This window comes from Ligilactobacillus pabuli (assembly GCF_022836475.1).
Classification (GTDB): Bacteria; Bacillota; Bacilli; order Lactobacillales; family Lactobacillaceae; genus Ligilactobacillus; species Ligilactobacillus pabuli.
Genome location: NZ_BQXH01000015.1, coordinates 1 through 20,745, shown reverse-complemented (window position 1 = coordinate 20,745; position 20,745 = coordinate 1). Strand labels below are relative to the sequence as shown.

The following is a 20,745-nucleotide window of genomic DNA, read 5'->3' as shown; positions in this document are numbered from 1 at the left end:
CTCCTTTTTCTACTTGAAGTAACGGCGAACTTCCGACACAAAATATAACGAACCTGTGATCAACAGCAGATCATCCGCAGACATCTGACTAATAATTTCTCCTAATGCTTCCTGCCAGTGGTCAAATTGCGGGAATGTTTGCCATTGTGCCGCTAATTCACTCTGTTTCATGGTTTGTCGTGGACCAGCAAAATCCGTCAGATATAACGACAAATTCGAAACTTGTTCCAATTCGGCAATCATTTCATTAAATTGTTTATCTTCTAAGACTGCTAGTAAGACATAAACTTTCTGGCCGCTAAATTTTTGTTGTAATGTTTGTTTAAGCCCCTGCATGGCAGGAACGTTATGTGCTCCGTCTAAGACGATCAGCGGCTCGTCATTGATTTTTTCAAACCTGCCTGGCCAAGTTGTGTGCTTTAGAGATTTAGTTAACTCATGCGGCTGAACAGGCTGAGACAGCTGTTGCATTAGCACTAGAAAAGTAGTTAACGCTACCGCGGCGTTCTCAATTTGATAACCGCCGATCATTTGCAGCTGCACCTTTTTCAAAGTTACATCTGAAAAGTGATAAGCAAATGTTTCACCCCAGTAATTCGCCACTTTTTTAGGAGTAACAGTAAATTGTTTTCCTAACTGATACAAGGGTGCCTGCATGGCTTGACTCCGTTCTTGAACAACTGTCAGTGCCTCTGTCGGCAAAGCACCACACACGATTGGGCGTTCTTTTTTAATAATTCCAGCCTTATTGGCAGCAATTTCTGCCAGCGTATTTCCTAAAACCTTCATGTGATCCATTCCAACCGAAGTAATAACTGAAATCAATGGTTCAATGATATTAGTTGAATCATAGGTCCCACCGATCCCAACTTCAGCAATCACAAAATCTGGCTGGCTTTGGGCAAAATAAACTAACATCATTGCAGTCAAGACTTCAAATTCAGTCGGACCGCCACCATTTTCAACATATTCTTTGTCAACCTGATTTACAGCTGGCAAAACTTTTTGAACCAAGGACACGATTGTATTATCGCTCACCATTTGACCATTAATCGCGATCCGTTCGTTAAATTTTTCAATAAATGGCGAGGTAAAAGTCCCAACATCATATCCTTGACTAACTAATAAATCACGTAAGTACGCTGTCACTGAGCCCTTACCATTTGTTCCCGTCACGTGGATAAATTTGAGTTGTTTTTGCGGCTCACCTAATAAATTTGCTAACCGCAACATCCGTTTTAACGTTGGAAACTTAACAAATTTATGTCTGCCATGGATAAAGGACAGCGCCTCAGCATAATTAGTAATTTTATCTATCATCAATCAACTGACCCCTTATTTTTAATCTAAAACTTGTCTTTATTATACTGGATCATTTACGCGATACAACTAAAAAAGACAAGGAAAACCTTCGTCTTCCCTGCCCTAAATCTTACATTTCTTTTTTCACTTCTGCAATTCTTGCTTCAGTAGCAGCTAATTTTTCTTTGTAGCCGGCTAATTTTTCTTGTTCTTCAGCAACAACTGCTTCTGGTGCATTTTTAACGAAGCCTTGGTTACTTAATTTCTTTTCGCCACGAGTAACTTCATTATTTAACTTATCGATTTCTTTTTGCAAACGTGCAACTTCTTGCCCCAGGTCAACCAAACCAGCTAATGGGATATAGACTTCTGCACCACTGATCACAGCAGTCATCGCTAAGGTTGGTGCTTGTAAATCAGCAGAGATCTGCAATGTCTGTGGATGACAGAAACGTTCAATATATTCTTGATTAGCCTCGAAGATCTCCTGATTTTCAGCTGTCGCTGTTTTAATTTGGATATCCACTGGTGAAGATAATGGTGCATTGGCATCAGCACGAATATTCCGGACAGCCTTGATCAATTCGATCAAATTACTCATCCCTTTTTCAGCTTCTTCGTCATGCAAAGCATCATCCTCAGTAGGATAAGCTGCTGTCACTAATGAATCCCCGGTGTGTGGCATTGCTAACCAAATTTCTTCGGTAACAAATGGCATAATTGGGTGCATTAAGCGTAAAGTCTGGTCTAAAACATAGCACAAAATATTTTGTGTATTATGTTTCAATTCCTGATTTTTACCATAGAAATCTTCTTTGGCCATTTCAATGTACCAGTCACATAGATCATTCCAGATAAAGTTGTATAAAGCACGTCCTGCTTCACCAAATTCAAAAGCATCGAATAAACGAGTTACTTCATGAATGGTTGTATTCAGGCGGCTCAAGATCCATTTATCTGCTAACTGCCATTCACTGCGATCAGGAAGTTTGGCCTCTGTATCTTCGTCAAAGTTCATGATGGCAAAGCGGCTAGCGTTCCAAATCTTATTAATAAAGTTCCAAGCAGAATCCATCTTCTTATATGAGAAGCGAATATCTTGTCCCGGTGTTGAACCAGTTGCTAAGAACCACCGCAAGGCATCAGCACCATATTTTTCAATCACGTCCATCGGATCGATCCCGTTACCAAGTGATTTACTCATCTTGCGGCCTTCTTCGTCTCGTATCAAGCCATGGATCAAGACATGTTCAAATGGTCGCCGACCGGTAAACTCTTTACTTTGGAAAATCATCCGTGAAACCCAGAAGAAGATAATATCGTAACCAGTAACTAAGGTATTAGTTGGGAAGTAACGTTTAAAGTCCGGTGCTTCTTCATCTGGCCAACCCATCGTTGAAAATGGCCATAAAGCACTAGAGAACCACGTATCTAGCACATCTGAATCTTGTTCCCAGTTTTCTGGATCACTAGGTGCTTCTTCCCCAACATAGGTTTCCCCAGTTTCTTTATGGTACCAAGCTGGGATCTGATGTCCCCACCAGAGTTGTCTTGAAATTACCCAGTCATGGACGTTTTCCATCCACTGAGTAAAGGTATGTTCAAACCGGTCTGGTACAAAAGTTACTCGGTCGTCTGATTCTTGATTTTTCAAAGCAGCTTCTGCAAGAGGCTTCATCTTCACAAACCACTGTGTTGACAAACGTGCTTCGACTTGAACACCAGTCCGCTCTGAGTGACCAACACTATGCACGATTGGTTCTTCAGATAACAGGTAGCCTTGTTCCTTTAAATCAGCAACAATGGCTTTTCTGGCATCGAAACGATCCATTCCAGCATACTTACCAGCTTTTTCATTCAAGCTGGCATCTTCGTTCATGGTATTGATCCGTTCCAAGTTATGACGGTTACCGACCTCAAAGTCATTAGGGTCATGCGCTGGTGTGATCTTAACCATCCCAGTCCCAAACTCAGGATCAACGTATTGGTCAGCAATAATTTCCAAGAGACGGCCATGTAATGGCAGAACCACTTTTTTACCAACTAAATCTTTGTAACGTTCATCTTTCGGGTTGACCGCAATGGCGACATCACCCAGCATCGTTTCTGGACGAGTTGTTGCAATTTCAATGTAATCTTTGCCGTTAAAAGTAGTATCATCAGCGAATGGGTACTTAACATGATAGAAGGCACCCTTGTCATCTTGATGGATGACTTCAATATCAGACAATGCAGTCCGAGCCTTTGGATCCCAGTTAATAATGTATTCGCCGCGATAGATCAGGCCTTTTTTGTACAAAGCAACAAAGACTTTACGCACGGCTTTAGATAAGCCCTCATCAAAGGTGAAACGTTCACGGCTATAATCAAGCGAGAGCCCTAATTTAGCCCACTGTTGCTTAATGATATTAGCGTATTCGTCTTTCCATTCCCAGACCTTCTCCACAAACTTTTCGCGCCCAAGGTCGTAACGGGAAATACCGCTTTCGGCCAAACGAGCTTCAACTTTAGCTTGGGTGGCGATCCCTGCATGATCCATTCCTGGCAGCCATAAAGTGTCGTAACCTTCCATTCTCTTTTGACGGATCAGCATATCCTGCAAGGTCGTATCCCAAGCATGACCCAAATGCAGTTTTCCTGTCACATTTGGTGGTGGAATTACGATGGAATATGGTTTGGCACTTTGGTCTCTACTTGGTTTAAATAAATCTTGATCCAGCCATTTTTCGTAACGTCCACGTTCAACAGCGGTTGGATCGTATTTGGTTGACATTTCGATTTCTTTAGCCATTTAATTCATCCTTTCTACGTTTCAAATCTATCTTTAAACAAAGAGTTCTTCAGTCACTAACCGTTAAAAAAAACACCATCGTCCTAAAAATTAGGACGACAGTGCCGTGGTACCACCTAAATTGGGGCTTTAACCCCCACTTAAATTTCTTTTGTTAACGGATAGAAGTCCGGCCAGCCCTACAATTAGTTTCAAGTTGGCAGCTAACAAGCTACAATCCCCGGCTCACTGAAATGTTCCACTAACCATTTCTCTCTGTCAAATGAGTACCGAACGACCCTCTTGGTCAAAGCTTTATGAGATAATTCTAACCTTGCGTTTCATAAACGTCAAGTCTAAATCCAGTCGCACCAGTAATTTTTACAGCAATTCAGCAAATGACTCTTCTTGTGCATTCAAGAAATGGTCAGCACTAGTAATTTCTGTAATTTTAATTCCAGCCAGTGAACGTTCAATTAATCCATCAACATCTAATTTACTCTCATATTCCCGTGAACGATCAATTCTTGGCTTAGTTTTTGGTGCTGTTGGAGCAAAGACCGTACAGCAATCTTCATATGGTTTAATGGAGAGATTAAAGGTATCAATTTCTTCCGCAACTTTAATGATATCGTTTTTATCCATTGAAACTACTGGCCGTAAAATCGGCATTGATGTCACATCATTGATTGCTGCCATACTTTCCATCGTTTGTGAAGCAACTTGTCCCAATGATTCACCGTTAAAAATCGCTAAAGCATGGCGCTGTTCAGCAATTTTTTCGCACAATCTCAACATAAAGCGCCGTTGGATCGTCATCAAGTAGCCGGCTGGAACGTCTTTTTTGACAGTTTCTTGGATCTCAGCAAATGGGACTTGAATAAAGCGGATCTTACCAACATATGGTGCTAATTTGGCAGTTAATTCCTTAGCCTTGTTCAAGGCTTGCTCACTCGTATATGGCGGACTGTAGAAATGAACCATTTCCAAATCGACGCCACGCTTTAATGCCAAATATCCGGCAACCGGCGAATCGATCCCACCGGATAACATCAACAGGCCCTTACCTGCAGTTCCAACCGGCAAACCGCCAGCACCAGGGATCTGTTCATATGACAGATAAATTCCGTCTGAACGGACCTCAACTCTTAGTGTGATATCAGGTTGTTTCATTTGAACTTTCACCTGGGGAAAATTGTCTAAAATGGTTCCGCCCAAAATGTCATTCAGTTGGTTGGTATCATATTCGAAATTATGGTCTGATCGCCGAGTATTGATCTTAAAGGTCATGCCATCTGTCGCAATCTCATTAAAAATTTCAATCGCGGTGCGTTTAACTTCCTCGACATCACGCCCGACTTTAATTGCAGGCGAAAAGTTCTGAATCCCAAAAATCTTCTTAACTAGTTTAACAACTTCATGGTAATCTTCACCGTTTAAGCGAATATGCATCCGGTCACGGTGAGCCTTAATTTCCAATTTGTCAAAACTAGCTAAAGCATTACGCGTATTCGTACCTAAGCGGTCAATAAATGAACGCCGATTTTTTCCTTTAGTTGACAATTCACCGTAGCGAACTGTAATTTCTGTATATTGCATCTGTGATCCTTTCTATTTTGCAAAAACCTCTTCAAAACGTGCATAAATTTTATCAAATGCCTGATTGAAAGTCGTTGCTTCTGCTAACGTATTATTTTCATCTAAACTGACCCGAACTGCTGAGGTCGCAATTTTTTCCGGAACATGCATCGCATTTAAAGTCCCTGAAACAGTTCCCTTTTTAGAAGAACATGCACTGGTCGTTGAAATGTAAATATCTTCCTGTTCAAAGGCGTGTACGATTGTTTCCCCTCGAACACCGTCGATGGTAAAGCACAAAATATGCGGTGAAGAAAACTCATCGACTGTTGAAAAGACAGTCACATTTTCTAAATTAGCAACATGGTCGTAAATTTTTTGCTTGATGGCACGTTCTTTTTGCACATTCTCAGTTTCATTTTCCAGCAGCAAACGTAATGCTTTGGCCATACCTGCAATTGCAGGCAAATTTTCAGTTCCACTGCGCTGGTTCTTTTCTTGTCCACCGCCAGCCATCAGTGGTTCAATCATTCGGCCAGTCTTTTTATAAATAAATCCAATTCCTCGTGGGGCGTGAAATTTATGACCAGAGAAAGTCAAAAAATCAATTCGTTCATTTTTCAGCAGTTCACCGATTCCCTTACCAATTCCTTGCACGGCATCAACATGGAAGTGAACGTTAGGATGTGAACGTAAAATTTCACCAATTTCTGCCAAAGGTTGAATTGAACCCACTTCGTTATTGATTGCCATGACAGAGACTAAAATTGTGTCAGGACGTAACGCTTCTTTAACATCTTTAGCTTGAACTCGGCCATTCTGATCAACTGGCAAATAAGTCACATCAAAGCCCAATTTTTCTAGTTGCGCCATCGAATTTAAAACAGCTGGATGTTCGATTGATGAAGTAATAATGTGTTTACCAAATTCACGTTTAGCAAAAGCTGTACCCTTAATGACCCAATTATCGCCTTCGGTCCCACCACTCGTAAAAAAGATTTCATGTGGCTGGCAACCTAATAGCTGCGCAATTTGCCGCCGTGATTGTTCTAATAAGTTATCTGCTGTTTCTCCTAAAGCGTGCAAAGATGAAGGGTTGCCCCAAATCTTGTCGCTAACAGTTCGGTATGTTTCTAGTACTTGGGGAGCGACTTTTGTTGTTGCACTGTTATCAAAATATATCATTATTCATCCTTCTCAAATTATTTTTCTTACCAATTGTAAACATTTCATAGAAAGTTTACAAGTCTATTTTCCAGTCCATAAAATAAAGCGCCGTATCGCTACGAGCGCTTTACCATCTCATTGATTTTAATTAATATCATTAAACTAAAGTATTCAATGAATCCTTTTCTGCTTCAAACTGTTCTGAGATTCGTTTAAAAGCCCCAGGTTCAACCGTATCGATTGCCTGCGAAATGTTATCCAAAGCCTCTACGTATGCAAATTCTTTTTCAAAGGCAATTAGTGACTGTTGGTAAGCCTGTTCCACTTCTGGATAACGATTCCGATAACGATTGGAATATTGTAGCAACCGTTCAGCCAACATTGAACTATCCTTAATTTCAATGGTTTTATTATTTAAAACGTCTAAATCAGACTGCGTATTGATCAAGCTGCGTGTAATTTCAGCCATATCAATTTTCATTTTGTTTAATTCAGCGTCTAGAGCTTCGATTTCATCGCTAACCTTGAAAAAGTATTCTAAGTAGTCTTCTGGTAAGCCAGGCAAGTTTAACTTTTCAACTTCTCGCTTCATCCGGTGGATCTCAGTGTCAAAATTTTCCACCGCGTCTAGAGCATCTTTTTCTTCTTTCCATAAACCAGAAATTCCAGCATTAATTGCCTGCTGCTCTTTTTCTGCATTTGTTAGACGTTCTTTGTCATCATCTAACTGTGCCACAGCGGTTGAACAAACTAGATCTTGCTTCTTTTCTTTAGTTTGTTCTAGCTGAGTATAGTGTTGCTGAATTTCATTTAGCTGTTGGTCTAATTGAGCAGCTCGTTCTTCTTCTTGGTTATTAAAAGTATAATTTTGACCCAAACGATCAAGTTCGATTTTCAATTCCTTTTGTTGCTGTTGTGCGTGGTTTAAAAACTGACCTAATTCTTGGAACTTATTTCCTAAAATCGTTGCTGCTGCATACTCGCTTTCGATTTCAGCATAGACATGGTCGATTTCTGTCACAATTTGTTCATCTAATTCGCTAGCAGCCGCTAAGTTCAAATCCGCCAAATTATGTTCATTTTCTTGACATTCTTTAGTAATTTCTGCCACTTTAGCTGAAAGATCAGTCGTAAAAATACAATGGTTGTCTTTCATTTGTTTTATTCCAGCAGTTAATTCTTCTAACTGTTCAGGAAAGACATTGTGTAAATTCTTAAAAATCGGTGGAATTTGTTCAACAGCATCTTCAATGGCGTCCATGTCCGACCTGAGCTTGTTTAACGGTTCCTCGGAGCTAACAAAATCGCCACTTTCAGAATATTTAGTATATTTGCCAAAGTCTTCTTCAATTTCAGCGGATTTTTCTTCTAAAGCATCGATCCCAGGGCCAAAAGAAAAGTTCTTAGTTAGTAAAACAGTCCGTAATGACTGATATTTTTCCTGTAATTCTTTCAAAATATTCTCATGCTGCTTAGTGCTAGTCTGGATCAGGTCTAACTTCTCTTTAATTTCACTTGCATGTTGCTCAGCCCCAGCAGTTTTTTGCTGCACAAGCTTGATTTCTCGTGAAACTCGCATAAATTGGTAATGATGCACTGCATCTGTGAGATCATTTAACAGTTCCGATAATTCAGGTAATTCCCTATTCTTTAAAAAATGGTAGCCCTTATCCAAGGTCTCAAATTCTGTCAAGCTTTCACCTGAGAGATTAAGCTGACTAATCTTAGCCAACTGATCTTCTAATGACTCATTCGCCATTTTTTCTACTTTATTTTTTTCTACGGTGATTGCTTCGCTATAGCTCCGTTGAAAATACAGTATTGCAAGATATGCAACGATAGCGATCACAATGACCGCAATTAACAAGACTACCATGAAACCCCATCCTTTATATCTCTTTCATTTTGTATTCATAAAACTATGTGTCTGACCAGCTATCAACACATGAACAATCATAATTAATAGTTGCTATCCACACCAATTCAGTTTAAAATCTATCCATAATTATACCATAAGAAAATAAGTTAATATATGATTTTAATGGAGGAAATTAAATGAATCAACCATTATTGGTCCAGCAGCTTGATGCTTTACTGGCAGATGAACATAATTTCATCGCTAATTTGTCCAATGCAAGTGCCCTCTTATTCGAAGAGCTCCCCAAAATTAGCTGGGCTGGCTTTTATCTGTATGACACTGAAACTAAAGTATTAAATCTCGGTCCTTTCCAAGGCAAAGTCGCCTGTATGCACATTAACCTGGATGCGGGAGTTTGTGGACGAGCTTTCAGTGAGCAGCAAGTTTTACGTGTTGCTGATGTTAACCAATTTCCAGGACATATCGCCTGTGATTCAGCCAGTCGCTCAGAAATTGTCCTCCCCTTGAGTAAGGGTGACCAACAAATTGGTGTCCTAGATATCGATTCACCTGTGCTCGACCGTTTTAGCAGTCAAGACCAAGAACTATTAATGAAATTTGTTGCAGCCTTAATAAATCATCTCTAATAGCTATTTGAGACCCACTTTAAAAACATTTTCGGCAGGTTTCAATTGACTTTCCAATCGAAACCTGCTAGATTAGTTATTGTGTAAAATAATGCAGCAGTGGATGGTAAGAACGTCAACAGTTTGTTGCCAATTTGGTTTAGTCAGTAACTTTTCGGCTGCAAAAGCGAAAACCTAGAACAAACTGCACGAATACTAAATCCACACGGATTATTTTACTCCATAAAAATTATTTGGAGGAATTTTATTATGCGTTATACAGGTCCATCATGGAAAGTTTCTCGCCGTTTAGGCATTTCACTTTCAGGTACAGGTAAAGAATTAGCTCGTCGTCCATATGCTCCAGGTCAACACGGTCAAAACAACCGTCGTAAACTTTCAGAATACGGTCTTCAATTACAAGAAAAGCAAAAGCTGCGTATGACATACGGTTTGTCAGAACGCCAATTTTACAACTTGTTCTTGAAAGCTGGTAAGATTCGCGAAGGTAAGCACGGTGATAACTTCATGATCTTGCTCGAACGTCGTTTGGACAACGTTGTTTACCGTTTAGGTTTGGCTACTACTCGTCGTCAGGCTCGTCAATTAGTTAACCATGGTCACATTACTGTCGATGGCAAGCGTCTTGACATCCCTTCATACGAAGTAAAACCTGGCCAAGTTATTTCTTTACGTGAACGTTCAATGAACTTACAAGTCGTAAAGGATGCCTTGGAAGCTGTTGTTGGTCGCCCAGCATTTGTTTCATTTGATGAAAACAAAATGGAAGGTTCACTCGTTCGTTTGCCAGAACGTGAAGAACTTGATGCAAATATCGACGAATCATTGATCGTTGAATACTACAACCAACTTAGCTAAAATTGCTATCGAAAAAGCTCGCCTAGCGGGCTTTTTTTATACACTTTTTATCCTCAAATTAACTAGTTAAAGCCTTCTTGTACTTATCAATTATCTTTCTGGCTTAATCGCCGTAAAATAAGCGATAATCGCTTTGATATAGGAATTTGTTAATTACAACTAAATGAAAAACACTTGGACGAAGGAGGAAAAAATGAAACCACTTGCGTATCGGATGCGTCCCAAAAAAATTGAAGATATTGTCGGCCAACAGCACCTAGTCGGCCCAGGAAAGATCATTGAGCGAATGGTCAAAGCACGTTTGCTTTCATCGATGATTTTATACGGTCCTCCTGGCACAGGGAAAACTAGTATTGCTAGTGCCATTGCCGGTTCAACCAAATATGCTTTTCGAACTTTAAATGCTGCCACAGATTCAAAAAAGGATTTAGAAGCAATTGCGGCAGAAGCTAAAATGAGCGGAACGGTCGTGTTAATGCTGGATGAGATTCATCGTTTAACCAAACCAAAACAAGATTTCTTACTGCCCCACTTAGAAAATGGCAGTATCATCTTAATTGGAGCAACGACAGAAAATCCCTATATATCCATTAACCCTGCGATTCGAAGTCGGACACAAATTTATGAAGTCAAACCATTAACAGCAGCAGATATCACTCAGGCAATTAATCGTGCCTTAACTGATACGACCAATGGCCTCGGAGATTTAGACTTAGAAGTCTCTCCTGAAGCCATGACTCATTTGAGCCAAGCAACCCATGGAGACTTACGCAGTACTTTAAATGCCTTGGAGTTGGCTGCTAAATCGACTCCGCCAAATGATGAAGGTCAGATCATTCTTGATTTACCCATTGTTGAAGAATGTTTGCAACGTAAAGCGCTGGTTCAAGATAAAGACGGTGATGCACATTATGATGTGATTTCTGCTTTTCAAAAGTCCATTCGCGGTTCAGATGCTGACGCTGCCCTGCACTATCTGGCACGTTTGTTAGAAGCTGGTGATTTAATTTCTGTCAACCGTCGCTTACTCACAATTGCTTATGAAGATATTGGGCTCGCCAATCCTGCCGCAGCTGCCCGGACAGTTTCCGCTGTGACTGCCGCGGAAAAAATTGGCCTGCCAGAAGCGCGAATTCCATTAGCTAATGCTGTGATTGAGCTGTGTGTATCTCCCAAATCCAACTCAGCGATCCAAGCCATCGATGCCGCAATCGCAGATATCAGAGCCGGTAATTATGGTGATGTTCCTGACACTTTAAAGGATGCACATTATCAAGGGGCTGCTAAACTCGGACGTGGAACTGACTATAAGTTTCCTCATGACTTTCCCCACGATTGGGTCAAACAAACTTATTTGCCGCAAAAAATAAAAAATAAGCAATACTATCAGCCTAAAGAAAATGGACGCATTGAACAAGCATTTAAAAAACAATACGAGTTACTCAAACATGCCCAAAAATAGTTCTGAGCCCCATCCGTAAATTTGGGTCAATTTTTGGGTCAAATTGTGCAATAAAGAATCTTTTTAGTTTTTTTTGCGGAAAAATATTTTTATTGCACAAAAGAAACGATGTGGAAACACTTAATTTTTATAGTTTGATCTGTTAACTTTGTTCGGAATCAGGCAAAAATTAAGTCAATCTAATCGTTTGTTTTGCTTATTTATTAATTTTTCAGTAATCATTATGATAATTTTTAGAGACATACTGAATTGCATTAGAATGCGCTTTATGTTACTATAATTACGAGTTCTGTGGCATACGCCTTACCTCACAATGTAAGGTTGACCGAACAATTATCGTTACTTTGAGCCATTCAAATGTCTGGGGTCTGGCATCTCATATCACTTGAGTCCCACAGCCAAACAAAGAATGGCACTCCTGCTTTAACGCGGGTTCAACTACCGAGGTGATTAACGGTGCCGACGGAATTACAAAGTTTATCTTTGTGACGGTCTAGTTTTCTAGGCCGTTCTTTTTATGCCGTTAAAAGCTGACTCCAGCTAAAAACCAATATTTTTTGACAAAGGAGCTTTCCATGGACCTATTAATTAATATCCTGTTGATTTTTTTAGCCATTATTGTTTTGGTGCTCGGTACGTATTTATTTAAAAACCGTCACCGGCCCTTTCTAGTTTTTCACCCAGAAACAGAACGAGGTCTAGGACTTTTTTGTACTGTTTTTGGAGTGTTAATGATACTCTGTGGTTGTTTAACACTGCTAACACTCTTTTATGCACCAACTTGGCTGCTAATTGTAGTCATTGCTTCAGATGTATTGACTAGTTTTATCGTACCTTTCGTTTTATGGGGATATACTTTGTGAGTTTTCACATAAATCAAAGGATTTTACTTTATTTTTTGGACAAAGATAGTTAAAATTAAGGTGAGGATCAAGAAAGGATGAGCATCATGCTGCAAACATATCAAAAAATTTTAGTTCCAGTCGATGGTTCTTATGAAGCAGAATTAGCTTTTAGAAAAGCTGTTAATGTTGCCAAACGAAATGGTGATGACAGTTCGATTCATTTAGTTCATGTCGTTGATACTCGTGCTTTTCAAAATATTTCCAGTTTTGACACTGCTATGGTTGAAGAAGTCACTGCCACCGCTAGAAAAACAATTGAAGGCTATCTTGAAGATGCCAAAAAAGAAGGCATCAAGCACATTGATTATTCGATTGAATATGGTGCTCCTAAAGTTGTGATTGCTAAAGATCTCCCTGCGGAAAACGACATCGATTTAATTATGATCGGTGCCACAGGTTTGAACGCCGTGGAACGGATCTTAGTTGGCTCTGTTACTGAATATGTCACTAGAAACGCTAAATGCGACGTTTTAGTTGTTCGGACTGATTTAGATAACAAACCAGCTTTAAGCAAAGAACAACGTAAAGGCTTTGAAAAAGAATAACTAGGCAAAACGACCAGTGTGCGAGAACTTAATCCCGCACACTGGTCGTTTTTGATTAATGATATTTATGTGCACATGATTCCAAATGATCATTCACGATCCCCGTTGCCTGTAACAACGAATAGATAATTGTTGGTCCGACAAATTTAAAGCCCAATCGTTTCAAGTCTTTGGCCATCCGTCGCGATAGAATCGTTTGTGCTGGCACTTCTTCTGGATGACGCCAATGATTGACCACTGGTTTACCATCAACGTAGTCCCACAAGATCTGATCTAGGCTTTTTCCTTGCTGTTCAAGTTTCACCACTAATTGTGCATTGTGGTAAATGGCGTTGATTTTTTGTGGATTGCGAATGATCCGTGCATCGGTGGTTAATTTTGCCAAATCAGCAGCCGTTAGACTTGCAACTTGTTGTGGTTCAAAGTTGCAAAAGTCTTCCTGAAAAGCCGCCCTTTTATTTAACACGGTTTGCCAACTTAGACCCGCCTGCATCATCTCTAAGCTTAGTAATTCAAATAATAACCGTTCGTCATGTGTTTCTTTACCCCATTCAGTCGCATGATAACGTTGCATCTGTTCATTTGCATCAATTGCCCAACCACATTCTGTCATCCTTGTACCTCCATTTTTTGCTTTCTACTAAGAAGATACGAAAAAAAGCTGGTTTTTGGTCAAAATTCCGGTAAAAAATTAAATTTCCAAAACGGGTACTCCGGAACTAATCGTTGCCAGCATCTGATCAGCAATTTCCCCAAACTTTTTCTCAGTATGCGATTCATGAAACAGATAAATGTCGAGAGCTGTTAAATACAATAAAGTTTGTTGACAGGCCTTTTGTGGAATTTCAAACTCTAATAAAGATTGATAACCTGCAATAAAGCTTTGCCGTAATTTTTTATCCGTAACCTCTGTAAAAAAGAACTTGATGAAATCTTCATACTGACAACCAAGGTGTGCTCTTTCAAAGTCTAATAAGACATAGCCTTGCTGTTGGTGCATGATGTTCCGCAAACTAAAATCACCATGTAAAACAACCTTCTTCAACTTTTGATATTCACGCTGTGCTGCAGGCAAATCAGCTTCGAGCAAGGAATAGACCTCTTTGGCCTGTTGTTGATGAACTGGATCAGTTAATGCTGCCAGCTTAAACTTAATTTGTTGTGTCAAACTATCGGAATTGACGGGCACAGCAACTTTACCCGTTACTTTTTGGTGAAACTTGGCTAAAAGTCGCCCATATAGGTAACTACGCTGCTCATTCATTTCACTTAACTCAACTTCAGTTAACTGGCGATCTTTTAGCACGACCACGTAATTATCCCCAAAAATAACTGTTCCAATGAAAATATCTGGACAGTAGACCTGATCTACATGTTGTTCTGCATAAAACATCGCTTGGTCCTTAAAGATTTTGACAAATAAGTTAGTTTGATGGTAAGTACTATACCCTGCTAGATGTTGATTTCCCGCCACATCATGAATTATTTCTAAATCAGCTTGATAAGAATCATTTAAAAAATCGATCAACATATTCTCCATTTGCAGGCCTCCATACATTAATTTAATAACTTAATTTTACGTTAAAAGAAAATTTGCTGCAAGAATTTATCCTCCGACATGACAAACACTTTTTTAACTTTTTCATAAATTTTCATTGCATCAAACTCAATTTAAGTGTAGATTATTAAGAGTATCTGTTATATTTTCTGAAAATTATTGATAGACGCAGTTGTTGCGCATTTTTATCCGTTCTTAATACTCAATTATTTACTGTAAGGAGTGAATTTAATGGGAGAGAGTAATAAAAAGTACCTTAGTTGGCCAGTTGTGGCGATGATGGCTTTCGTAACCGTGATTGGTTTCGAAGATATCATGTACAACTTTAAAAACCAAGGAATGGGCGTTATTACATCATGGATCATTATGATGTTCTTGTACGTTATTCCTTATGCATTGATGGTCGGACAGTTAGGATCCGTCTTTAATAGTGAAGGCGGCGGCTTAAGTTCCTGGATTCGAGGGACAAACGGAGAATTTCTGGGCTACTTTACGGCTTGGACTTATTGGGCCGCTTCAATTCCTTACGTGGTCGATTCTGCTCAGTCAGTTATTGTCGGTTTCGGTTGGGCTTTCACTGGAAGCAGCGAATTTCAAGATAAGATGCCAAACGTCATCTTTACCTTGTTAACCTTCATTGTCTTTATCGTCTTTATTTTTGTTCAACGTCATTTAGCAAACTCGATGGAAATCTTATCCACTATTGGTGGCTTTGCGATGTTCGGTATGACAGTTCTGTTCGTTTTCATGTCAATTGTTGGTTTATTAAGAACTGGCGGCCACATGGCAACACAACCAATGAACATTCATACGATACTCCCTAAGTTTGATTTAAAATATTTGACAACGATCGGCTTGTTAATTTATGCGGTTAACGGTGCAGAACTTGTGGCGCCATTTATCACACAAATGAAAAAGCCAAAAACTGATTTCCCTAAAGCCATGATCACCTTGGCATTTATGACAACCTTTTTGACAATTTTTGGTTCATTTTCATTAGGGATCTTCTTTGATGCCAATCATTTGCCAAATGACTTAAAGATGAATGGTGACTACTACGCCTTCCAATACTTAGGTCAACAATATGGTGTCGGTAACTTATTTATGTATATCTACGCTTGGACGTCAGTGATTTACATGTGTGCCCTTCTTGCGGTCCTATTAGACGCAATGACACGGATGTTGATTTCTGATACTGGTAAAAAATATATGCCAGCTTTCTTACGTAAGACTAATGATTCTGGTTTACCTGTCAACGGTTATATTCTAACCTGTACCTTATCAGGTTTCATTATGTTACTGGGTGTGTTCTTACCAGAAATGAATGATATCTTCAACTGGTTACTGAACTTGAACGGGATCATTTCACCAGGTGTAACTTGCTGGATCTTCTACGCATTTATGCGGATCCGTAAAAACACTGCGAAGTATCCTTCAGAATATGTCTTCATTAAAAATGACAAACTTGCTTATTCTGTTGGTTTGCTTCTATTAGTTGTCACAGCAACTGCTACTCTGTTCGGAATCGCTCCACAAGACGTAGCAACATACAGCGGCACATGGTGGTACGAACTGATCATTAACTTCGTTGCGATCATTATCTTAATTGGTCTAGGAACGATTTTACCACTGATCAGAAAACGTGAAATTGAATACGGCATCGCCTTTGATCGTAAACAATGGTCGATCATGATTGCAACCACCTTAATCGGTGTTGTCGCAATGGTTTGGTTGGGCGGAACCGACTTAGCGGCTCGCTTCATCTATATCGTTGCAATCGCGATTATTTTTCCACTCTTTATGTGGTATATCGGTCGCAAGAAACCTCAAGAAGCTTAAAAAATTATTAAAAAATCCAGCTGACTTGCTATTCAAACGAATAACAGTCAGCTGGATTTTTTTAATTAAACTTAATTTGGCCAGATAACCCGGCTAAGCTATCCTCGATCAATTGTAAAACATAAACTTTTCTTTGCCCTTTTTCTTGTCCCAACAAATATAATTCATGGCTAGCTGCTGGTTCAAAACCGTAATCTTGCGGGTCGATCTCCCCCACCGGCTGCCACACGATAAAGCGAAAACCAGAGCTTAAAGCTCGTTGCTTTAACTCAGCTAGCAATGGTTCTAGTCGACCATGTTTCTCAGCAATCGGTCCCATCGCGACACAGACGATCTCATTTAACGTAATTTCATGTAAACTTGCAGTTCCACACAACTGCCCATCTTCTTCTGCCACAATTTCTAACATTGGTTGATAATTCAGTTCTTGTCTCAGCTTAGCCGCACGTTTTCCTATGTGCTTCTTGGTGGTATCCAATTCTTCCAGCAGCTGATCTATCATTTCATGGTCTGCCGGTTGAATTCCCCTAATTTCCATGTTTAACTTGCCTACTTTCTTCTAAGTGTGTTTCCATTCTACCATGTTTTCAGTTCAGTTCGTGAACTATCAGCATCGTTATTTTTGATTAATTGACAAGAGCGCCATGCTGTTAACATGACGCCCTCTAATGAAAAAATTAAATTTAAATCGTTCCAAATTCTATTACACAAAGAGACTAATTCTATTTTTCGTTTGTACTATCCCGCCTCTATAATACCGTTACAGCTCCAAGACTGCGCCCGATCACGCGAAATGTCTTCAAATCAAATCCAAATTGAGTAAATTACTTAATTCTCAAACTGTGGGTTAGTATACCACAAATTGGAGTCGATGTTTCATAAATTTTCATAAAAGGACTAAAATAGCTAACTAACACACGCTAACTTTTTAAATACTTAATTGCTGACCTGTCTATGGCCTTCAATTCTTTAATTTCAAGTGCTTGCGTACCTGGATTTCTTTTTGGAAACTTCATTGCTCCAGGATTACCTTTAGGTGTATTTTGAATTCCACCAGCTCGTTTCGCAGCCTCATTGATATCAAACAAATAAGCATCACTCTTTTGAACCGCTTCTAACTGATCTTTGAAATTAGTCAGCGAGCCCTCTTTGAGTTCCACCTTATCCAAATCAAGCAGCGCTTTAACCGCCTTAGGGTTTTAGCCTTAGCATGTTCCACCATGATTTGTTTGGACACCATTTCTTCAATGCCCAACTCAGTTAAAAATTCTTTTTTCATCGCAAAAACTTCCATCCATTTATTCACTGGGTGACAACCCAGAATTTTTTGCAAGAAAAATAGACAGTTTAATGACTTATCCAGGTCAAATTTTGTGTACAAAAAAAGCATCAATTGTTGTGATCAATGCTACTTATGTAACTTATTTAAACATATTCAACAAACTCCCCAATTAAATCTTCATCATTTCTATTAATGGCAATAGCATCCTGCACGTCAGTTACTGGCACTGGATCATATTCCACACCCCTAATCTTATATTTTGTATACCTAGTTCGAACTAAACTAGCATTCTTTTTAAGATATAATATTGTATATTTGCCAATATTAAATTGATCTACTACTTTATCCATTGGGGTTATCTCCTTCCATTCTGCTAATTGCTTCAAATAGCTATCTAAATCTTCTTTAGTTTCTTCAACTTCATTTCTTGGAATACCATATTTTTTGAATTTTTTAATAAATACCGTTTTACATCTATTTCCTTCAAAGTAACTGCTATTTGAACATCTTTATCGGCATATTCGTGATTTATATATTGATGGAAATGATAACTTTCTTACAAAACGGTCGAATTTGCGTAGTAAAAAAGCATCAATTATTGTAATCAAAGCTACTTGTCAATTATTGTAATTTTTTTGATTTCTGATTCTGCAATTGTTAATATATCACCATAATTAAAAACTAAACTATCAATTTTTTTCATATCAAGCCATACTTGCCCATCTTCTGAATCTTCCTCAGACTCAGCACCAAAAATATATCCACGAAAAACTTGATCATCAATATCCACAATTTCAGCCCATTTACCAACATACTTGATATAATCCAAATTACTTTTCCTCATCATTTTCACTCCTGTTGTAATGCGGAACTACATGCGTTCTTTTAGCCGAATAATGAATCTTAGCATAATTTATTTCTCTGTTATTTTCCCATTTTTATTTGAAACAACAACTCCAATATTTTCAGCAATTTTAATAACTTCTTTATTGGTGTACTTTTAGTACATGTTTTTTCTAAATAACCAGTTCCAACATAATCATCAACTAATTTTTGAACATCAAAATTGTCATAAAAATAGCTTTTTTCTGGGTTAATTTTAGTAGACCAATCACCATTTTCAAACATGGTCTTAACATGTTTTTGGCTATCTGTTTTTAACTTTGGTGCCATTTTCCTACTAACTTTATTATAAATCCTCTCATGCGAATAGTCTCGGGCTAAAAAGTCGTTTTCTTAAACAATTTGCCGTAACAGATTCTACCTCTCGATAGACACCCTTGTGTTCGACTCGTGATACCAATCACTATGGCTCACAACGGACTTACACTGCCTAGTTACTGCCTATGTCGGGCACACTAAAAAAGCATCAACCGTTATGATCAATGCTGTTAGCTACAACTATTTAAACATATTCAACAAACTGACCAATTAAATTATTAACATCTCCAACAATAGCAATCGCATTTGGGGCATCCATTACCGAAACTGGAGTATACTCTACATCTTTAATCCTACATTTTTTATAACTAAGTTTCAAAACATGAGAATCATTTTCAAGACAAAATACTGTGTATTTATCAATCTTAAATTGGTCTATGATTTTATCTCTTACCATTTGCTTCCTCCCATTTTGCTAACTGTTTCAAATAGTCATTTAATTGTTTATTAGTTTCTTCAATTTCATTTCTTGAGATACCATATTTTTTAGAACTTTTGCATTAAAGGGAAATTTTCGTAGAAAAAAACTTTAATTGTTGTAACCAAGACTACTTGTCAATTATTGTAATTTCTTTGATTTCTGACTCTGCAATTGTCATTATATCGTCTGGACCAAACATTGGGTTATCAACTTCTTCAAGGTCCAACCAAAATTGATTATCTTCAGAATCTTCAGGCGTATCTACTCCACTCACAAAGCCATGAAACACTTGATTATTAACGGCAATAACTTTAATCCGCTTTCCATTGTACTTACTATAATCCTTTATCTTTCTTTCCATTTTTATCAGTCCTTTTTGAAATTGACACAATATGAGTTCTTTTTTTAGAATAATGCTTTTTCGCCCATTGTGTGAGTATTTCGCTTCCATCTTTAGAAACATCACCACCAATTACTCTATCAGCTTTTATTCTTTCTTTGTTAGTATAAAAGTTTTGATTAATTCAACCATATCAGCATACTTATCAACCACATCTTGTGGATTAACATTGTCATAAAAATAACTTTTGCCCAGCTTTCTCATAGACTCCATATGGTCTACCTGCTTTTCTGGGTTAATTTTAGTAGATCAATCACCATATTTAAGCATTGCTTCAACATGACTTTGACTACGTATTTTTGGCTTTAGTACCGCTTTCTTACCAGCCTTAGTATAAACCCTCTCACGCGAATAGTCCCACGCTAAAAAGTCATTTTCTTTAACAATCTGCCGTAATTTAGCCTGATATGAACGAATCGAGCCTTTAATCTGCAATTAACGCTCTTCATCACCAAGACGGTCGCAAACACCCAACTTCTTTTTTAATGCTCGCACATTGCGCTCGTAGTAGCACTGTTTAACTTGAATGTTGGCATGCTTAACTGCTTCATCTGGATCATACTGTTTCTGGAAATTATGCGAAATTCCCTTGATGTAAGGATATGGCATGTGCTGGCAGTTGATACCAAAACACTCTACTGGTTCACCATATCCATGGTTGCAAATCGTATTGAATTCCGGACCAAATCGTGGATCACTTTCTGGAACAATATTAACCACATTTCCTTGTATCGGAGCACATATGAGCTGACAATTAAATAACGGGGTCAATTTCAAGGTCAAAGATATTTTTACACAAAATAAAAAAGCCCTAAGCACTGAAGTGCAACAAAAAAGTTAGACATTTAAATAAGTTTTAACTAGTTAAGACCTGTTTTCGGTATTCTACCGGAGATAGGCCTTTTGTTTTCAAAGAAATTCGTTCATTATTA

General features: G+C 38.6%; 22 protein-coding genes, 1 pseudogene and 1 other annotated feature. Of the genes and pseudogenes, 5 read left to right on the top strand and 18 right to left on the bottom strand.

Annotated features, from left to right (window positions below):
- Window positions 1–9: 9 nt before the first annotated feature.
- From LPAF129_RS07975 to LPAF129_RS07955, 5 genes are all read right to left on the bottom strand, one after another.
- Window positions 10–1,320 carry a bifunctional folylpolyglutamate synthase/dihydrofolate synthase gene (locus LPAF129_RS07975; RefSeq protein ID WP_244055831.1) on the bottom strand — a complete coding sequence of 437 codons (1,311 nt, stop codon included), beginning with the start codon at window positions 1,318–1,320 and terminating at the stop codon, window positions 10–12.
- A gap of 112 nt (window positions 1,321–1,432) precedes the next feature.
- Window positions 1,433–4,093: a valine--tRNA ligase gene (locus tag LPAF129_RS07970; RefSeq protein ID WP_244055830.1), complete on the bottom strand. Its 2,661-nt coding sequence runs from the start codon at window positions 4,091–4,093 to the stop codon at window positions 1,433–1,435.
- 88 nt (window positions 4,094–4,181) lie between these two features.
- Window positions 4,182–4,392 (bottom strand) — a binding site (T-box leader).
- A 61-nt stretch (window positions 4,393–4,453) separates the two neighbouring features.
- Complete coding sequence (thiI, locus tag LPAF129_RS07965; protein ID WP_244055829.1) at window positions 4,454–5,671, bottom strand: tRNA uracil 4-sulfurtransferase ThiI; 1,218 nt, start codon at window positions 5,669–5,671, stop codon at window positions 4,454–4,456.
- Window positions 5,672–5,683: 12 nt separating this feature from the next.
- Entirely contained in the window at window positions 5,684–6,835 is a 1,152-nt protein-coding gene (locus tag LPAF129_RS07960) for a cysteine desulfurase family protein (RefSeq protein WP_244055828.1), read from the bottom strand.
- A 139-nt stretch (window positions 6,836–6,974) separates the two neighbouring features.
- Window positions 6,975–8,693, bottom strand: a complete 1,719-nt coding sequence (locus LPAF129_RS07955) for a septation ring formation regulator EzrA (protein WP_244055827.1) — start codon at window positions 8,691–8,693, stop codon at window positions 6,975–6,977.
- Window positions 8,694–8,872: 179 nt separating this feature from the next.
- On the opposite strand from LPAF129_RS07955, the gene msrC reads away from it, so the two are divergent.
- The 4 genes from msrC (at window position 8,873) to LPAF129_RS07935 (ending at window position 13,092) form a co-directional block, all read left to right on the top strand.
- Window positions 8,873–9,322, top strand: a complete 450-nt coding sequence (gene msrC, locus LPAF129_RS07950; RefSeq protein ID WP_244055826.1) for a free L-methionine (R)-S-oxide reductase MsrC — start codon at window positions 8,873–8,875, stop codon at window positions 9,320–9,322.
- A 249-nt stretch (window positions 9,323–9,571) separates the two neighbouring features.
- Window positions 9,572–10,180: a 30S ribosomal protein S4 gene (gene rpsD / locus LPAF129_RS07945; protein WP_373875040.1), complete on the top strand. Its 609-nt coding sequence runs from the start codon at window positions 9,572–9,574 to the stop codon at window positions 10,178–10,180.
- 193 nt (window positions 10,181–10,373) lie between these two features.
- Complete coding sequence (locus tag LPAF129_RS07940) at window positions 10,374–11,642, top strand: replication-associated recombination protein A (protein ID WP_244055825.1); 1,269 nt, start codon at window positions 10,374–10,376, stop codon at window positions 11,640–11,642.
- Between the two features lie 949 nt (window positions 11,643–12,591).
- Window positions 12,592–13,092, top strand: coding sequence for a universal stress protein (locus tag LPAF129_RS07935; protein WP_244055824.1), 501 nt, complete (start codon window positions 12,592–12,594; stop codon window positions 13,090–13,092).
- A gap of 55 nt (window positions 13,093–13,147) precedes the next feature.
- On the opposite strand, the gene LPAF129_RS07930 is transcribed toward LPAF129_RS07935, so the two are convergent.
- On the bottom strand, window positions 13,148–13,705 hold the full coding sequence (locus tag LPAF129_RS07930) for a DNA-3-methyladenine glycosylase I (RefSeq protein WP_244055823.1): 558 nt from the start codon (window positions 13,703–13,705) through the stop codon (window positions 13,148–13,150).
- A gap of 78 nt (window positions 13,706–13,783) precedes the next feature.
- Window positions 13,784–14,632: an aminoglycoside phosphotransferase family protein gene (locus tag LPAF129_RS07925; RefSeq protein WP_244055822.1), complete on the bottom strand. Its 849-nt coding sequence runs from the start codon at window positions 14,630–14,632 to the stop codon at window positions 13,784–13,786.
- Window positions 14,633–14,881: 249 nt separating this feature from the next.
- Here LPAF129_RS07925 and LPAF129_RS07920 point away from each other — a divergent pair, with 249 nt between their 5' ends.
- A complete protein-coding gene (locus tag LPAF129_RS07920) occupies window positions 14,882–16,489 on the top strand; it encodes an APC family permease (protein ID WP_244055821.1) in 1,608 nt (535 codons plus the stop codon).
- A gap of 61 nt (window positions 16,490–16,550) precedes the next feature.
- On the opposite strand, the gene LPAF129_RS07915 is transcribed toward LPAF129_RS07920, so the two are convergent.
- From LPAF129_RS07915 to LPAF129_RS11300, 11 genes and pseudogenes are all read right to left on the bottom strand, one after another.
- On the bottom strand, window positions 16,551–17,027 hold the full coding sequence (locus LPAF129_RS07915; protein ID WP_244055820.1) for a GNAT family N-acetyltransferase: 477 nt from the start codon (window positions 17,025–17,027) through the stop codon (window positions 16,551–16,553).
- Window positions 17,028–17,409: 382 nt separating this feature from the next.
- Window positions 17,410–17,676 (bottom strand): annotated as a pseudogene (locus LPAF129_RS07910) (phage scaffolding protein); the annotation flags it as partial.
- A gap of 238 nt (window positions 17,677–17,914) precedes the next feature.
- Complete coding sequence (locus LPAF129_RS07905) at window positions 17,915–18,121, bottom strand: hypothetical protein (protein ID WP_244055819.1); 207 nt, start codon at window positions 18,119–18,121, stop codon at window positions 17,915–17,917.
- A gap of 260 nt (window positions 18,122–18,381) precedes the next feature.
- Window positions 18,382–18,615: a hypothetical protein gene (locus LPAF129_RS07900; protein ID WP_244055818.1), complete on the bottom strand. Its 234-nt coding sequence runs from the start codon at window positions 18,613–18,615 to the stop codon at window positions 18,382–18,384.
- A gap of 80 nt (window positions 18,616–18,695) precedes the next feature.
- Window positions 18,696–18,944: a polymorphic toxin type 50 domain-containing protein gene (locus tag LPAF129_RS07895; RefSeq protein ID WP_244055817.1), complete on the bottom strand. Its 249-nt coding sequence runs from the start codon at window positions 18,942–18,944 to the stop codon at window positions 18,696–18,698.
- 232 nt (window positions 18,945–19,176) lie between these two features.
- Window positions 19,177–19,389, bottom strand: coding sequence for a hypothetical protein (locus LPAF129_RS07890; RefSeq protein WP_244055816.1), 213 nt, complete (start codon window positions 19,387–19,389; stop codon window positions 19,177–19,179).
- A gap of 359 nt (window positions 19,390–19,748) precedes the next feature.
- Window positions 19,749–19,886 (bottom strand): hypothetical protein, encoded by a 138-nt coding sequence (locus tag LPAF129_RS11305; protein ID WP_373875043.1) that lies wholly within the window; start codon window positions 19,884–19,886, stop codon window positions 19,749–19,751.
- Window positions 19,887–19,900: 14 nt separating this feature from the next.
- The gene (locus LPAF129_RS11220; RefSeq protein WP_265747449.1) at window positions 19,901–20,053 is read right to left on the bottom strand and encodes a polymorphic toxin type 50 domain-containing protein; all 153 of its coding nucleotides are present in this window, start codon (window positions 20,051–20,053) and stop codon (window positions 19,901–19,903) included.
- Window positions 20,054–20,062: 9 nt separating this feature from the next.
- A complete protein-coding gene (locus tag LPAF129_RS07880; protein ID WP_244055814.1) occupies window positions 20,063–20,248 on the bottom strand; it encodes a hypothetical protein in 186 nt (61 codons plus the stop codon).
- On the bottom strand, window positions 20,249–20,632 hold the full coding sequence (locus LPAF129_RS07875; protein ID WP_265747430.1) for a phage minor capsid protein: 384 nt from the start codon (window positions 20,630–20,632) through the stop codon (window positions 20,249–20,251).
- Window positions 20,633–20,669: 37 nt separating this feature from the next.
- Window positions 20,670–20,745, bottom strand: a 76-nt coding sequence (locus LPAF129_RS11300) for an IS3 family transposase (protein WP_373875042.1), incomplete at its 5' end; no start/stop codon positions are given.

What these genes read in the sequence shown, in the direction of transcription:
- LPAF129_RS07975 (WP_244055831.1), bottom strand. Translation starts at nt 1,320, where the DNA reads ATGATAGATAAAATTACTAATTATGCTGAGGCGCTGTCCTTTATCCAT.
- LPAF129_RS07970 (WP_244055830.1), bottom strand. Translation starts at nt 4,093, where the DNA reads ATGGCTAAAGAAATCGAAATGTCAACCAAATACGATCCAACCGCTGTT.
- thiI (WP_244055829.1), bottom strand. Translation starts at nt 5,671, where the DNA reads ATGCAATATACAGAAATTACAGTTCGCTACGGTGAATTGTCAACTAAA.
- LPAF129_RS07960 (WP_244055828.1), bottom strand. Translation starts at nt 6,835, where the DNA reads ATGATATATTTTGATAACAGTGCAACAACAAAAGTCGCTCCCCAAGTA.
- LPAF129_RS07955 (WP_244055827.1), bottom strand. Translation starts at nt 8,693, where the DNA reads ATGGTAGTCTTGTTAATTGCGGTCATTGTGATCGCTATCGTTGCATAT.
- msrC (WP_244055826.1), top strand. Translation starts at nt 8,873, where the DNA reads ATGAATCAACCATTATTGGTCCAGCAGCTTGATGCTTTACTGGCAGAT.
- rpsD (WP_373875040.1), top strand. Translation starts at nt 9,572, where the DNA reads ATGCGTTATACAGGTCCATCATGGAAAGTTTCTCGCCGTTTAGGCATT.
- LPAF129_RS07940 (WP_244055825.1), top strand. Translation starts at nt 10,374, where the DNA reads ATGAAACCACTTGCGTATCGGATGCGTCCCAAAAAAATTGAAGATATT.
- LPAF129_RS07935 (WP_244055824.1), top strand. Translation starts at nt 12,592, where the DNA reads ATGCTGCAAACATATCAAAAAATTTTAGTTCCAGTCGATGGTTCTTAT.
- LPAF129_RS07930 (WP_244055823.1), bottom strand. Translation starts at nt 13,705, where the DNA reads ATGACAGAATGTGGTTGGGCAATTGATGCAAATGAACAGATGCAACGT.
- LPAF129_RS07925 (WP_244055822.1), bottom strand. Translation starts at nt 14,632, where the DNA reads ATGGAGAATATGTTGATCGATTTTTTAAATGATTCTTATCAAGCTGAT.
- LPAF129_RS07920 (WP_244055821.1), top strand. Translation starts at nt 14,882, where the DNA reads ATGGGAGAGAGTAATAAAAAGTACCTTAGTTGGCCAGTTGTGGCGATG.
- LPAF129_RS07915 (WP_244055820.1), bottom strand. Translation starts at nt 17,027, where the DNA reads ATGGAAATTAGGGGAATTCAACCGGCAGACCATGAAATGATAGATCAG.
- LPAF129_RS07905 (WP_244055819.1), bottom strand. Translation starts at nt 18,121, where the DNA reads ATGGATAAAGTAGTAGATCAATTTAATATTGGCAAATATACAATATTA.
- LPAF129_RS07900 (WP_244055818.1), bottom strand. Translation starts at nt 18,615, where the DNA reads ATGAGGAAAAGTAATTTGGATTATATCAAGTATGTTGGTAAATGGGCT.
- LPAF129_RS07895 (WP_244055817.1), bottom strand. Translation starts at nt 18,944, where the DNA reads ATGGCACCAAAGTTAAAAACAGATAGCCAAAAACATGTTAAGACCATG.
- LPAF129_RS07890 (WP_244055816.1), bottom strand. Translation starts at nt 19,389, where the DNA reads ATGGTAAGAGATAAAATCATAGACCAATTTAAGATTGATAAATACACA.